Source organism: Dactylosporangium sp. CS-033363 (assembly GCF_050942475.1).
Taxonomy (GTDB): Bacteria; Actinomycetota; Actinomycetes; order Mycobacteriales; family Micromonosporaceae; genus Dactylosporangium.
Genome location: NZ_CP192032.1, coordinates 9,769,077 through 9,782,821, shown reverse-complemented (window position 1 = coordinate 9,782,821; position 13,745 = coordinate 9,769,077). Strand labels below are relative to the sequence as shown.

The 13,745-nt window shown below is 72.8% G+C and carries 11 protein-coding genes; 1 reads left to right on the top strand and 10 read right to left on the bottom strand.

Annotation, left to right across the window (positions count from 1 at the left end; all coding sequences use genetic code 11):
* Positions 1 to 93: 93 nt before the first annotated feature.
* The 10 genes from ACQPZ4_RS45090 to flgB form a co-directional block, all read right to left on the bottom strand.
* Entirely contained in the window at positions 94 to 3,663 is a 3,570-nt protein-coding gene (locus ACQPZ4_RS45090; RefSeq protein WP_433050955.1) for a flagellar hook-length control protein FliK, read from the bottom strand.
* Positions 3,660 to 4,934, bottom strand: coding sequence for a transglycosylase SLT domain-containing protein (locus ACQPZ4_RS45085; RefSeq protein ID WP_433050952.1), 1,275 nt, complete (start codon positions 4,932 to 4,934; stop codon positions 3,660 to 3,662). The genes ACQPZ4_RS45090 and ACQPZ4_RS45085 overlap by 4 nt, the downstream gene beginning before the upstream one ends.
* Positions 4,931 to 5,362, bottom strand: coding sequence for a hypothetical protein (locus ACQPZ4_RS45080; RefSeq protein ID WP_433050949.1), 432 nt, complete (start codon positions 5,360 to 5,362; stop codon positions 4,931 to 4,933). The genes ACQPZ4_RS45085 and ACQPZ4_RS45080 overlap by 4 nt, the downstream gene beginning before the upstream one ends.
* On the bottom strand, positions 5,362 to 6,678 hold the full coding sequence (locus tag ACQPZ4_RS45075) for a FliI/YscN family ATPase (protein ID WP_433050946.1): 1,317 nt from the start codon (positions 6,676 to 6,678) through the stop codon (positions 5,362 to 5,364). The genes ACQPZ4_RS45080 and ACQPZ4_RS45075 overlap by 1 nt, the downstream gene beginning before the upstream one ends.
* The gene (locus tag ACQPZ4_RS45070; protein WP_433050943.1) at positions 6,675 to 7,526 is read right to left on the bottom strand and encodes a FliH/SctL family protein; all 852 of its coding nucleotides are present in this window, start codon (positions 7,524 to 7,526) and stop codon (positions 6,675 to 6,677) included. The genes ACQPZ4_RS45075 and ACQPZ4_RS45070 overlap by 4 nt, the downstream gene beginning before the upstream one ends.
* Positions 7,510 to 8,520: a flagellar motor switch protein FliG gene (gene fliG / locus ACQPZ4_RS45065; RefSeq protein WP_433050940.1), complete on the bottom strand. Its 1,011-nt coding sequence runs from the start codon at positions 8,518 to 8,520 to the stop codon at positions 7,510 to 7,512. Before fliG ends, ACQPZ4_RS45070 begins: the two co-directional genes overlap by 17 nt.
* A gap of 88 nt (positions 8,521 to 8,608) precedes the next feature.
* Entirely contained in the window at positions 8,609 to 10,225 is a 1,617-nt protein-coding gene (gene fliF, locus ACQPZ4_RS45060) for a flagellar basal-body MS-ring/collar protein FliF (protein ID WP_433050937.1), read from the bottom strand.
* Entirely contained in the window at positions 10,225 to 10,545 is a 321-nt protein-coding gene (fliE, locus tag ACQPZ4_RS45055; RefSeq protein WP_433050934.1) for a flagellar hook-basal body complex protein FliE, read from the bottom strand. The genes fliF and fliE overlap by 1 nt, the downstream gene beginning before the upstream one ends.
* Before the next feature lie 2 nt (positions 10,546 to 10,547).
* Entirely contained in the window at positions 10,548 to 10,952 is a 405-nt protein-coding gene (locus ACQPZ4_RS45050) for a flagellar basal body rod protein FlgC (RefSeq protein ID WP_433050931.1), read from the bottom strand.
* 5 nt (positions 10,953 to 10,957) lie between these two features.
* Positions 10,958 to 11,335: a flagellar basal body rod protein FlgB gene (flgB, locus tag ACQPZ4_RS45045; protein ID WP_433050928.1), complete on the bottom strand. Its 378-nt coding sequence runs from the start codon at positions 11,333 to 11,335 to the stop codon at positions 10,958 to 10,960.
* A gap of 204 nt (positions 11,336 to 11,539) precedes the next feature.
* Between flgB and ACQPZ4_RS45040 the strand changes: the two genes are divergently transcribed.
* Complete coding sequence (locus ACQPZ4_RS45040) at positions 11,540 to 13,744, top strand: MMPL family transporter (RefSeq protein ID WP_433050925.1); 2,205 nt, start codon at positions 11,540 to 11,542, stop codon at positions 13,742 to 13,744.
* The last annotated feature ends 1 nt before the right edge of the window (position 13,745 follow it).

Sequence of the window (13,745 nt, the reverse complement as noted above, 5' to 3'; positions counted from 1 at the left end):
GCCGGTGCGGCTTGGGCTGCTTCGCGGCTGCGTGCCGCTGACAGCTCTCGCCGCGTGCTGCGAAGGGTGTCGTCCGTGAACCCCGGGCCCCGGTTAGAGCCGCACGTCGAGCAGTCCGTCGTCCCCCGGCTCAACCGAACCGGACGACGAGTCCGCCGCGCCCGTTTCGACGCGTTCGGGCGCTCGTTGTTGTGATCGTCCCTCCGGCTGCCAACCTGAGAACTGTTGCGATTCGTTGCCGGAGAAGGAACCCTGCTGGTGCAGTTCGAGCACACACTGATCGAAGCCCGCCGCACTCAGGTCCTGCCGCAACTCGGGCAGCGCGGCCTGCAGCGCCTCCTGCCCGGCCTCGAGATCGGCCCGCAGCTGCACGGCGATGGACCCGTCCCGCACCTCGGCCACGATGCTGACCGGCCCGAGCGACTCGGGCTTGAGCCGCAACGTCATCCGATGCACCCCGTCCGGCCCCTTCCGCAACGGCGACAACACACTCACCAACTGCGGCGCGACACTGGCCCAGGCCCCGGGCCGGCTGAGCGGCGACGCGTCCACGCCCCCGACCCCACCGATCACGGCGGCAAAGCTGTTCCCGGCGCCGCTACTTCCACCGCTCCCACCGCCGCCCGACGAGCCCCCGGACCGCCCGCTGCCGGTCGCGTCACCCCCGGCCCCACCGTTGCCGACAGCCCCGAGACCCGGGAAAAGCCCGGAGGGGATCCCGCCGGCGGCCACGCCGCCCAATCCGTCGGTCGAAACCGCGACATCCCCGCTCGTACTGCCTGACGCGCCATCGCCCCGCGCGACCCCGGCGGGCACGATCCCGGCCGCAAGACTGCTCGCCGCGACGGTGCTCGCATCGACCCCGGACCCGACCGAGCCGGCGACGTTCGAGGGGCCGCCGGTTCCAGCCGCCGGAACGGCCACAGCGGGCCTGTCCGCGGGCGCGGCAAGCACGGCGGCCGGAACCTGCCCGTTGCCGCCAGACAGCCCGGCGTTGAGGCCCTGGCCCGGCGCGGCGCCCGAACCGTCAGCGGAAAGGTTCGCGGGGAAGGCAGTTTGTGCGCCCGGGGTGCCTGCGATGGCCGACTGGTCGGTCCCCGGCGGGGCGATCGGTGCTGGAACGGCCGGACCGGCATTGACCAAGCCGGCATTGACCGCGCCAGGGATGCCCGCGCCGGGGGAGGCCGGACCACCGGGATAGGTTGCGCCGGGATCGGTCAGGCCACCGGAGTAGGCGCTGCCCTGACCGCCTGCGCCGAGGATGGTCGCGCCGGACATGGCTGAGCCGGAGTTGTCTGTGCCCGGACTCATGGCGCCAGGAGAGGCTGGGCCGGAGTTGGCTGCGCCCGGGCCGGTCGCGCCAGGGTACGCCGCGCCAGGGTTGGCCGCGCCGGGGTTGGCCGCGCCAGGGTTGGCCGCGCCAGGGTTGGCCGCGCCAGGGTACGACGCGCTAGGGTCCGCCGCGCCAGGATCGGCAACCGGATAGGTGGCGCCCAGGTTGGTCGAGCCGGGAGCGGCTGCGCCAGAGTCGGCCGTGCCCAGGCTGCCCGTGCCGGTGATGGCCGCGCCCAGGGTGGTCGCGCCGGGCGTGGCTGGGCCGGAGTTGGCCGAGCCTTGGCCGCCCGTGTCGGAGATGACTGCGCCGAGAGCCGAGGGACCGGAATTGGCCGCGCCGGGGTTGGTGCCGCCGGGGCTGATCGCACCGGGATACGCCGGGCCACCGGGATGGGTCGCGCCCTCGTCGGCCAGGCCAGGGATGGTTGCGCCGGAGTTGGCCGCACCGGGATACGCCGGGCCACCGGGATGGGTCGCGCCCTGTTCGCCCAGGCCAGCGATGGTTGCGCCGGAGTTGGCCGCACCGGGATACGCCGGGCCACCGGGATGGGTCGCGCCCTGGTCGCCCAGGCCAGCGATGGTTGCGCCGGAGTTCGCCGCGCCCTGGCTGCCCCCGCCGGGGATGGCTGCACCGGGAGTGGCTGGGCCGGAGTTGGCGGCGCCAGGGACGGTTGCGCCTGGGACGGTCGCGCCGGGGATGGTTGCGCCGGGGGTGGTCGCGTCGGGAAGGGTCGGGCCGCCGGGATGGACCAGGGCGCCCGGATCGCCCGGGACGGACGTGGATTTGCCGGGATTGGCCGCTACGGATGTGGTCAGGCCGGGGGACGCCCCGCTCGGGTTGGCCGCGGTCGAGGTCGTACCGCTCGGATTGATCGCGCCGGGGTTGGCCGCGCTCGGGTTGGTGCCCACCGGAACGGTCCCGCCTGGGATGGTGCCGCCTGGAATGGTCCGGTCAGGAACGGTCGCGCCGGGAATGGTCCCGCCCGGGTTGGTCGCGGCCGGGTCGGCCATGCCCGGAGTGGTCTGCGTGGCTGAGCCGGGTGTGGCCTGGCCGAGGAGCTCGCGGGCGAAGGCACCGGTGGCGACGGTTTCGGTGGTGATGGTGCCGTCGGGGTTGAGGAGGGCGGCTTCGACCAGTACGCCGGTGTCGGGGCTGATGGTCGAGGGCTCCGCGGCCATGGCGGCCACGGCGAGCTTGGCCTCCAGGTCGGCGGCCAGGGCGTTGCGGAGCATGGTGTCGGGCGTGGCAGCGATGGGTGAGGCGACGCCGGTACCGGAGCGGGGGAGGGTGGCGGCGACCGGGTTCGCGGTGCCGCCCGGCGTCAGGGACATGCGGCCGGCCAGGTCCTGGGCCATCGCCTGCGCGGCAGTGGCGGCCGGGTTGGCTGTCCCGGATTGACGCGCGGAGGCGCCGCCGGCGGTGGCCGGCGAGACCGTGGCGATCGCCACGACGACGGGAACCTGCGCCGCGGTGTCGGGCGCGGTGACCTGGGCCGGGTCGACGGTGGCGGGGTACCGATGGGCCGCTCCACGCTTCGAGCCGCCGCGGTTCAGGACGGTGTCCCGGGTGGTTCCGCCATCGCGCGCGTCCGCGCGATCCCGCCCAGCGAGGGCGTCCGATCGGGCAGCGTGAGCCGCAGCATCCCGCGCGGCCGCGGCGTCACGCGCAGCTACCGCATCCCGCGCGGACGCGGCGTTTCGTGCGGCCGTGGCATCCCGTGCAGCTGCGGCATCCCGCGCAGTCAAGGCGTCCCGCGCTGCCGCGGCGTCACGCGCGGACGCGGCGCGTCGTGCGGCCGCGGCGTCACGGGCAGCCACAGCATCCCGCGCGGACGCGGCGTTTCGTGCGGCTAGAGCGTCCCGTGCGGCCAAGGCGTCCCGCGTGGCCGCAGCATCGCGCGCGGACGCGGCGTTTCGTGCGGCCGAGGCGTCCCGTGCAGCTACAGCGTCCCGTGCGGCCGCGGCGTCCCGCGCGTTTCGTGCGGCCATGGCGTCCCGCGCGGACGCGGCGTCTCGGGCGGCCAAGGCATCGCGCGCGGTCGCGGCGTCTCGGGTGGCCGTTGCGTTGCGGGTGGCCTGGGCCTCGCGGGCCGCGGCGGCGTTGCGGAGGGCGTCGGCCAAGGGGGCGGTGTCGCGGGCCAGGGAGTAGGGCTCGCGCTGGACGCGGGAGCGGAGTTCGTCCTGGGTGAAGCGGGGCCGTACCATCAGCGCCTCCGCGCGCTGGGCGGCGGCCAGGGTGTCGGCGAAGGTGTCGTCCAGAGTGGACGGTGTGGTCGGCGAACCCGGGGACGACGCGGTGCGGTTGGCTGCGGAAGTGGCGGGGATCATGCCAGGAGGCCTCCGTCCTGTGTGGACTCAGCGGACAACAGGGAAGCCAGCGGGGGGGACGTCGCGCCGCCCAGCAGTGAGGAGCCGGCGCCCAGCAGGGACGAGGCGTCCGAAGAAGGTGAGGCGCCCAGCAACGACGCGGCGTCCGCGCCCAGCGACGGAGAACCCAGCGAAGGCGAACCCAGCGACAAAGAGCCCAGCGGCGAGGCGCCCAGCGACGGGGAAGCGTCCAGTGGCGACGTGCCCAGCGGTGACGCGGCGCCCAGGGACAGGGCGGCCAGGGCGGACGGGGTCAAGGTCGTGGACTCCGTGGCGTGGCCGGTGGCGGTCAGGGCGGCCAGCGCGGCCTTCACCTTCGGGACGTAGGCCTGGGTCTCGGCGAAGGGGGGAATCCCGCCGTACCGGCTCACCGCGCTGCCCCCCGCGTTGTATGCCGCCAGCGCCAGGTCCACGTTGCCGAACTGCTTCAAATGGGACGACAACAGCCGCGCCGCGCCGTCCACGGCCTGGGCGGGGTTCAAGGCGTCGACGCCCAGGCCTCGGGCGGTCGACGGCATGATCTGCATCAGGCCCTGCGCGCCCGCGCGGCTCACGGCGTTCGGGTTGTAGCCCGATTCGACTTTTGCCACGGCGGCGAGCAGGGCCGGGGGGACGCCGTAGCGGGTGCCGGCGGCCTGGAAGAGGTCGGCGTACGGTACCGACTCCGGCAGTTGGGTCGTCGACAAGGCAGCCGGGCGCAGGGCGGGCGTGGTGCTCACCGGGATGACGCGGCGGATCGCCGTCGGGTGGCCCGTGACGCGCTCCGTCTTCACCACCTCGCCGGTGTGCGGGGCCACGACCATGGTGTTGTTGCCCGCGTAGATGGCGATGTGGTTCACGGGGCGGCCGAACGCGAGCAGGTCGCCCGGGCGGGCCTGGGCCAGCGACGGGACCGCGGTGCCGAAGCTGGCCTGGTCGCGGGCGGTGCGGGGGAGCTTGATGCCCACGTCCGCGTAGGCGCGCTGCACCAGGCCCGAGCAGTCCAGGCCGCTCTCCGGGGTGTTGCTGCCGAACTTGTACGGCGTCCCGGCATACTTCTGCGCCGCCTCCACCACGGCGGTGCCGGAGACGGGGGTGGTGCGTCCGAGGGCGGGCGCGGCCGTGGCGGCGCCGTCGACCTCGGAGCGCAGGGCGTTCGCGAAGCCCGACGCGGCGTCGGTGGCGGTGGGGCGGTGCAGGCCCAGCATCGAGCGGATCTCGGCGATGCGGGACTGGGCATCCAGCACGGTCACGTGTCGTCCCCCCGGAACGAGCCCGACGTGGTGATGTCGTCGACCGCCTTCTCCTCCGCGGCCGCCTCCGTGCGCTTGCGGGTCAGGTCGTGGCGCTCCTGGAGCTTCTCGATGGTGCGGCGCTGGATCGCGGCGTCGGTCAGCTCGCGCATGCGCTCCTCGACCGTCTCGTCGGCCACCTCGCTCAGGGCGATCGCGGCGGCCACCTCGCCGGCCAGAGCCTGGCGGGAGGTGAGCGTCGCCGCGTACGCCGCGGCCGTGGCGCTGTTGGGGACCGCCCGGCCGTCCAGGTCGCGCTCGCGCGCGCGGACGCGTTGGACGGCGGCGGTGGCGTCGGCTCTTGCCCGTACGACCGCTGCTTTTGCGATGTCTTCCTGCGCCTTGCGGGCCCGCAGCACGGCGCCCAGCCGGAATCCGCTCTTGGCCATCAGCCACCTGCCAGAAGTGCTTCGAGCATCTGCCACGCCCGGGATGCCGGGGTGGTGTCGTCCATGTCCTGCCGGAGGAAGTCGTTGATGCGCGGCCACAGCTCCTGCGCGCGGTCGGCGTCGGGGTTGGTGCCCGCCTGGTACGCCCCGATCTCCACCAGCTCCCGCACGTCCCGCTGCGCGGCGAGCATCCGGCGCAGCGCGGTCGCGTTCGCCTTCTGCTCGCGGGTGGTCACGGCGCCCGCGACGCGGGAGATCGACTCCAGCACGTCGATGCTGGGGAAATGGCCGGACGTCGCGAGGCGGCGGTCGAGGGTGATGTGGCCGTCGAGGATCGAGCGCGCGGAGTCGGCGATCGGCTCGTTGTGGTCGTCGCCCTCGACGAGCACCGTGTAGAGGCCGGTGATGCTGCCCACCGGCGCCGGGCCGGCCCGCTCCAGCAGGCGCGGGAGCAGCGCGAAGACGCTCGGCGGGTAGCCGCGGGTGGCCGGCGGCTCGCCCGCGGACAGGCCGACCTCGCGCTGGGCCATGGCGGTGCGGGTGAGGCTGTCCATGAGCAGCAGGACGTCCTGGCCGCCGTCGCGGAAGTACTCGGCGATGCGGGTGGCCACGAACCCCGCGCGGAGGCGCACGAGCGGCGGCTGGTCGGAGGTGGCGATGACCACGACCGAGCGGGCGAGTCCCTCGGGGCCCAGATCGTTCTCGATGAACTCGCGGACCTCGCGCCCGCGCTCGCCGACCAGCCCGATGACGGAGATTTCCGCGTCGGTACCGCGGGTGATCATCGACATGAGCGAGCTCTTGCCGACGCCGGAGCCCGCGAAGATGCCCATCCGCTGCCCGCGCCCGCACGGCACCAGGGTGTCCAGCGCGCGGACGCCCAGCGACAGGGGCTCCAGCACGCGGCCGCGCTCCAGCGCGATCGGCGCCTCGTTCTCGACGGACACCTGCTGCAGGCCGATCAGCGCCGGGCCGTTGTCCATCGGGCGGCCGAGCCCGTCGAGGATGCGCCCGCGCAGCTGCGGCCCGACCGGAATCTGCAACGGCGCGCCGGTACTGCTCACCGGGCTCCCGGTCCCGATCCCGGCCAGCGGGCCCAGGGGGAGGCAGGCGAGGCGGTCGCCGTTGAGCGAGACGACCTCGGCGGGCACGACCGCGCCGCGCGCCGGGTCGCCGATCTCGACCAGGTCGCCGACGCTGCCCTCGACGCCGGCCACGGTGACGGACAGGCCGACGATCGACACGACCCGGCCGGTGACGCGCGGGTGCGCGGCGTGCGCGGCCGCGGCGAGGCGGGCCGATAGCGCGGATGTCACTGCTGCAAGACCTCCCGGACCCGGTCGAGCGCGGGGCCCAGCCGGGCGTCGACGGTCGTGGCGTCGCACAGCGCCACCGCGTCGCCGGGCTGCAGGCCCGGATCGTCCACGAGCGTCACCGTGCGGCCGTCCATGACCAGTTCCGTCTGGCCAATCGTCAGCCGATCGGCCGGGTTGAGCCGTACGGTCACCGGACTTCCCCCCGGCGCCAGCTTGAGCGCCCGGGTGAGCGCCTCCCGCCCCGGCTCGGCCGCGGTGCGCAGCTCCCGGGTCAGCACCGCCTCGGCGATCGCGAAGGCGGTGGCGACGATCTGGTCCTCGATGTCGTGCGCGGACGCGACCGCGCGCCCCTCGAGGGCCGCCGCGGCCTGCCCGATGGCCAGCAGGGCCCGCTCGGCCCGCTGCCGCTGCGCCCCGGCGAACTGCTCGGCCTCCCGCGCGACCCGGTCCGCCTCGGCGGCGGCGGCCGCGCGGGCCTCGCGCACGCCCTGGGCCCAGCCGGCCGAGTACCCGGTCGCCTCCGCCTCGCCCCGCCACCGCTCCAGCAGCTCGGGCGGGATCGGCTCGCGCTCGCGCAGGTCGACGTCGAAGCGGGCGGACGGCGCGGTGCCCGCCCGGCGGTCGCGCAGCACGCTCTCGCCGAAGCGCACCGTCGGCGGCCGCTCGGGCGGCGGGAAGGCGCGGGTCGACGGCGTCGTCGGCGGGGGAGGGGGCGGCGGGAACGCCGGTCGCGGGGCGCCGGCGGCCTTCTTCGGCGGCGGCGGGAAGGCGAGCGGGTACTCCTCGTCCTCCTGCGGCCCCGCCGCGGCCGGGAACTCGGCCGGGGAGAACTCAGCCGACGAACTCATCGTCCTCGCCCCTGCTGATCACGATCTGGCCGGACTCCTCGAGCGTGCGGATGGCCTGGACGATCTTGGCCTGGGACTCCTCGACCTGCCGCAGCCGCACCGGGCCGAGCATCTCGATCTCGTCGGCCAGGTTCTCGGCCGCGCGCTCGGAGAGGTTCTTCATCACCTTCTGGCGCACCTCCTCGCGCACGCCCTTGAGCGCGGTCGCGAGGTCGTTGGTCTCCACCTGCCGCAGTACGAGCTGGATGGAGCGGTCGTCGAGGCTCACGATGTCCTCGAACATGAACATCTTCGAGCGGATCTCCTCGGCCAGCTCCGGGTTGCGCCCGGCCAGCCCCTCCAGGATGAGCCGCTCGGTCGCGCGGTCGGTGCGGTTGATGATCTCGACCAGCGGCTCCAGGCCACCGACGGCGGACAGGTCGCTGGGTTGCAGTACCGAGGACATCTTGCGTTCGAGGGTCGCCTCGACCTGCCGGATGATGTCGGGCGAGGTGCGGTCCATGACCGCGATGCGGTGCGCGACGTCGGCCTGCAGCTCCGGGGCGAGGCCGGAGAGGATCTGCGAGGCCTGGGTGGCGGTCATGTGCGCGAGGACCAACGCGATCGTCTGCGGGTGCTCGTCCTGCAGGAACGACAGCAGCTGGCGCGGGTCGGCCTGGCCCAGGAAGCCGAAGGGCACGTCCATGAAGACGGTGTTGAGCCGGCCCACGATCTCGCCGGCCCGCTCCCGCCCGAGCGAGGCCTCCAGCAGGTCGCGGGCGAAGTCCATGCCGCCCTGGCCCACGTACTTGTGCCCGGTCGCCATGTCGTGGAACTCCTCGAGCACCACGTTGGCGACGTCCGACTCGACCTGGCCGAGGCGCACGATCTCGGCGGTGAGCTCCTCGACCTCCGCCTCCCGGAGGTGCGCCATGATCTTGGCGGCCTCCTCCTTGCCCATCTGTACGAGCAGGATGGCGGCCTTGCGCAGCCCCGTCATCTCACCCGCGACCATCTAGTACCCTTCGCCCACCGAAAGACCTGAATATCGTGATATGTCCGAAATGTCGCGGCGCGCCAGCGCCCGACATTTCGCGCTGAGATCACCCGCGCCGGTCGGCCAGCCACCCGCGCAGCAGCTGCGCGACCTCGTCCGGCTGTTTCTCGACCATCGTCGTGAGGTCGCGGAACCGCCCGTCGCGATCGAACTCGTCGCCCGGCGCGCCCCCGCCCTCCAGCGCCGCCGCGCCCGCCGGCCCGCCGCCGCCCTCCAGCTGCAGCTTCGCCCGCGCCGCCTCGATCGCCGACTGCATCTCCTCGAGCGCGGCGTTCTGCTCCTCGGAGAGCTTCTGTTTCTCCGCCTTCTTGCGCTTGCGCTGGGCGAGCGCCGCGATGATCAGCAGGATCAGCAGGGCCAGCACGATCGCGCCCATCTGGATGTACTGCTGCATCACCTCCGCCTGCTGCCCCTTCGCCGCCTCCTTGGCCGCGTTCTGCTCCGCCGTCGCCGCCGAGGTGTCGAAGGCCATCGAGGAGACCGCGATCTGGTCGCCGCGCGTCGCGTCCAGCCCGACCGCGGAGGAGACCAGCTGCTGCAGCTGCGCGAGGTCGACCTTGGCCACGGCGCTGTCGACGATGACCGCGATGCCGAGCTTGTTCACCTGACCCGGCGCCGACTTGGTGGTCTCGGTGACCATGCCGACCGCGTTGTTGCGGGTCTCGGTCGTCTGCTGGTACTGCCCGTCGCCCCCGGCGCCCGTACCGTTGGGCACCTGGATGTTGTCCGGGCCGAGCACGCCGCCGACCGGAACCCCGTTGCCGCCGGTGTACTGCTCCGACTTCTTCTGCTCCGACAGCGGCGGGACGGCCGGGTCGGCGACGTACTTCTGGGTCTTCGTCTCGGTGTTGTCGTAGTTCAGCGCGGCGGTCACGTTCACCGCCGAGTGCCCCGGCCCGACGACTGTGTCGAGCATCGTCTGCACGGCGGAGCGGAGGCGCTGCTCGTAGGCGGAGGTCGCCGCCGAGCTGCCGCTGTCCCCGCCGCCACCGCCGGAGTCCGATGTGGACAGTACCTTGCCGCTGGCGCTGACGACCGTGACCGCGCTCGGTTCCAGCCCCTCCACGCTGGAGGAGACCAGGTTCACGACCGAGGTCACCTGGTCGCCGCTCAGCGTCTTGGTGCCGGTGTTCACGAGCACGGAGGCGGTCGGGGCCTGCTGCTCGTCGGTGAACACGTCCTTCTCGGGAATGGCCAGATGCACCGTGGCCGAGTTCACGTTCTTGATCGAGCCGATGGTCTTGGCCAGCTCGCCTTCCAGGGCCCGCCGGTACGTCACCTGCTGCATGAACTCGCTGGTCATGATGCCCTGCTTGTCCAGCAGCGCGTACCCGGCGTCGCCCTGTGCGGGAAGGCCGGCCCCGCTCATCTCGATGCGCAGCGCGTACACCTGGTCGGCGGGCACGTTGACGGTGCCGCCGCCGTCGGAGAGCGTGTAGGTGACCCCGTCGGCGTTGAGCTTGTCCACGATGGCGCTCGCGTCGGCGGCGGCCAGGTTCGAGAACAGCGGGGCCATGGTCGGCTTGCCGGACCAGCTCGCGAAGAACCAGCCGCCGATCGCCAGGGCCAGGATGGCGAAGATCGTGACGGCCTTCTGGCCTGGGGAGAACGACTTCCAGCCGTCGATGCCCCGCCGGCCGAGCGCGGTGAGCCGGTCACGCATCAGGCCTGCATCCTCATGATCTCGTTGAAGGCGTCGAGGGCCTTGTTGCGCACCGCCACGGTGAGGCTGGTGGCGAGGTTGGCCTCGGTCGCGGCGATGATGTAGTCGTGCACGTCGGTCAGCCGGCCGGTGGCGGCCTCGACGGCCAGGTTGTCGGCGGTGTTCTGGGCGTCCTGGAGCTTCTGCAGCCCCTGGGCGACCATGTTGCCGAAGTTCATCCCGGCGGCCGGATCGGCCGACGAGCCCGAGGTGCCGGTCGCGTTCATCATCGAGGAGACGGGGGAGATCGCGCCGAGCGGCTGGATCGCGTCAATGCTCATGTTCAGCCCTTACCGACCTGGATCGCGGCCTGGTACTGGTCCTTGGCCCGGTCGACGACGGTCAGGTTCGCCTGGTAGGCCCGCTGCGCCATGATCAGCTGGGTCATCTGGCTGCCGAGGTCGATGTCGGGGTACTTCACGTAGCCCTCGCGATCCGCCAGGGGGTTCTCCGGCTCGTACACCAGCCGCCCCTTCGGATCGCCCAGCGCGGTGCCGGCCACGACCACGCCGCCCTCACCGTCGCCGTAGTGCACCGCCTGCGCCTGGATGTAGCGGGCCCGGAAGGCCTGCCCGCTGGTCGGCACGGCGTCGTTGATGTTCGCGAGGTTGTCGGCGACGGCGTCCAGCCACTTGCGGTACACGGTGACGCCCGTCCCGGCGATCCCGATCGCTCCGAAGATGGTCATCGCGATCAGCCCCGGATGACCGAGCGGAGCAGCCCGAACTTGTCGTCGGTGGCGCGCAGCATCGTCTGGTACCGCAGCCCGGTGTCGATGTTCGAGAGCACCTCGTGGTCGAGGTTCACGTTGTTGCCGTCCTCGCGGGTGGGTTCGAGGGACCGCGCCGTGGTGAGCTCCGTGTCCTTCGGATCGCCCGCCTGCACCGCCAGGCGCAGCGCGTCCTCGAAGTCGACGCGGCCGGCCAGGAAGCCGGGCGTGTTGATGTTGGCGATGTTGTCGGCGATCACCCGTTGCCGCTTCGACAGGCCCGTCAGGGAAGCGTGCAGCGCGACCTGGGTGGTGTCCTCGAGCATGAAACCGAGCCCCCCGTCGGTGTGTCGCCAGTCCATTGGCTCAGGGGTGAGCCATCCTGGCTCACTGGAGGCATCGGCCCGGTAGCGGCCATGTTGAGGCAGAACGGTGCTTTCTTCGGTTGCAAACCGGTGGCCACCGGTGACCCCTGATACTCAGGGGAACCCCCGGTTCGTGAATCCGGGTGCGAGGCGGGTGCAGCCCGGATGCCGGCGGACCGCCGAATTCATAGCGTCATCGGCGTGGAGAAGAGACCAGTCACCGTTCGCGTCGCCCGCTGGAGTGCGGAGCACCCGTGGCGCGCCATCGCACTCTGGGTCGTGTTCGTCGCCGTGTGCTTCATCGGCGGGAACATGGCGGGAACCGTCGAGGCGACCAACCGCGACGCGGCCATCGGCGAGTCCGGCCGGGCCGACGTCATCGTCGACGACGGCAACTTCGACAACCCCGCCGTCGAGAGCGTCCTCATCACCGCCCGCACCGGCGCGCTGGACCCCGGCGCCGCGCAGCAGGCCGCGGCCGACGTCAGGACGGCCATGCAGGCCCTGCCGGACGTCGCGGAGGTCAGCGACCCGCTGCCGTCGCACGACAAGAGCGCCATGGTGGTCCGGGTGACCCTGAAGGGCGACCCCGACACCGCCCAGGACCGCCTCGCCCCGCTCACCGCGGCCACCGCCGCCGTCCAGGACCGCCACCCCGACCTGCGGGTCGAGGAGACCGGCGGGCCCTCCATCTCCAAGGCGATGGACGACACCCTCGGCAAGGACTTCCAGCGGGCCGAGTACCTGAGCCTGCCGGTCACCTTCGCCATCCTCATCGTGGCCTTCGGCGCGCTCATCGCGGCCGGCATCCCGGTGCTGCTGGCGCTGTCCTCGGTGGCGGCCGCGCTCGGCCTCTCCACCCTGGCCTCGCACCTGGTTCCCTCGACCGACACCACCTCCAGCGTCATCCTGCTTATCGGCATGGCCGTTGGCGTCGACTACTCCCTGTTCTACCTGCGCCGCGAGCGCGAGGAGCGGGCCCGCGGCCGCAAGCACCTCGACGCCGTCGAGCTCGCCGCCGAGACCTCCGGGCACGCCGTGGTCGTCTCCGGCATCGCCGTGACGATCGCGATGGCCGGGCTGTTCCTCGCCGGCGACGTCGTGTTCTCCTCGCTGGCCCTCGGCTCGATCCTCGTCGTGCTCGTCGCCGTGCTCGGCTCGCTGACCGTGCTGCCGGCGCTGCTGTCCAAGCTCGGCCGCTGGATCGACCGGCCCCGCGTCCCGCTGCTGTGGCGCCTCACCCGCCCCCGCACCGACGAGCGGGGCAGCCGGGTCTGGTCGGCCATCCTGCGCCCCGCGCTGCGCCGTCCGGCCGCGACCCTCGCCATTTCGGTACTCGCCCTGCTCGCCCTCGCCGCGCCCGCGCTGAGCATGCGCCTGACGTTCCCCGGCATGGAGGACCTTCCGCGCACGACCCCGGCGATGCAGGCGTACGACCGGCTCGTGAAGGCCTTTCCGAGCAACGGCACCGTCCACACGGTGGCCGTGCGGGTGCCCGCCGGGCAGCTGGACAACACGAAGGCGGCGCTGACCCAGCTCGCGCAGAAGGCCGCCGCCGACCCGCTGTTCGCGCCGCTGGACCAGGAGCCGCAGATCCAGGTCTCCAAGGACGGCCGGGTCGCCGTGCTCGACGTCGCCACCCCGTTCGAGGGCCGCTCCGACCAGGCCAAGGAGTCGCTGACCCGGCTGCGCACCCAGCTCGTGCCGCAGGCCCTGGGCGCGGTGCCGGGCGCCGAGAGCGCGGTCGGCGGGTTCGTCGCGGCCGACGTCGACTACGCCGCCCACGTGAAGCACAAGCTGCCGCTGGTCGTCGGGTTCGTGCTGGTGCTGACGTTCATCGTGATGGCCTTCACGTTCCGCTCGGTCGTGATCGCGCTGACCTCGATCGCGCTGAACATGCTGTCGGCCGCCGCGTCGTACGGCCTGGTCGTGCTGATCTTCCAGGGCACGTGGGCCGAGGGCATCCTGGGCTTCAAGTCCATGGACGCGGTCGTCTCCTGGCTGCCGCTGTTCCTCTTCGTGGTCCTCTTCGGCCTCTCGATGGACTACCACGTCTTCGTGGTCAGCCGGATTCGCGAGGCGGTCCGCTCGGGCCTGACCACCCGCGAGGCGGTCGCCCGCGGCATCTCCGGCTCGGCCGGGGTGGTCACCAGCGCGGCCGTGGTCATGGTGGCGGTGTTCGCCATCTTCGCCACGCTCAGCACCATCGACATGAAGCAGCTCGGCGTCGGCCTGGCCGCGGCGATCCTGCTCGACGCGACCATCATCCGCGCGGTCGTGCTGCCCTCGCTGATGACGCTGCTGGGCAACGCCAACTGGTGGGCGCCGCGCTGGATGCGCCCGCGCCCGGCGCCGCGGCACAGTGTGGCGGAACTTGACAGCGAGAAGGTTTTCCTAAAGGTGTGAC

Excerpts from the sequence above, each read along its gene's own strand:
- ACQPZ4_RS45080 (WP_433050949.1), bottom strand. The coding sequence starts at position 5,362 with ATGGCCAAGAGCGGATTCCGGCTGGGCGCCGTGCTGCGGGCCCGCAAG.
- ACQPZ4_RS45090 (WP_433050955.1), bottom strand. The coding sequence starts at position 3,663 with ATGATCCCCGCCACTTCCGCAGCCAACCGCACCGCGTCGTCCCCGGGT.
- ACQPZ4_RS45070 (WP_433050943.1), bottom strand. The coding sequence starts at position 7,526 with ATGAGTTCGTCGGCTGAGTTCTCCCCGGCCGAGTTCCCGGCCGCGGCG.
- ACQPZ4_RS45050 (WP_433050931.1), bottom strand. The coding sequence starts at position 10,952 with ATGACCATCTTCGGAGCGATCGGGATCGCCGGGACGGGCGTCACCGTG.
- fliE (WP_433050934.1), bottom strand. The coding sequence starts at position 10,545 with ATGAGCATTGACGCGATCCAGCCGCTCGGCGCGATCTCCCCCGTCTCC.
- flgB (WP_433050928.1), bottom strand. The coding sequence starts at position 11,335 with ATGGACTGGCGACACACCGACGGGGGGCTCGGTTTCATGCTCGAGGAC.
- fliF (WP_433050937.1), bottom strand. The coding sequence starts at position 10,225 with ATGCGTGACCGGCTCACCGCGCTCGGCCGGCGGGGCATCGACGGCTGG.
- fliG (WP_433050940.1), bottom strand. The coding sequence starts at position 8,520 with ATGGTCGCGGGTGAGATGACGGGGCTGCGCAAGGCCGCCATCCTGCTC.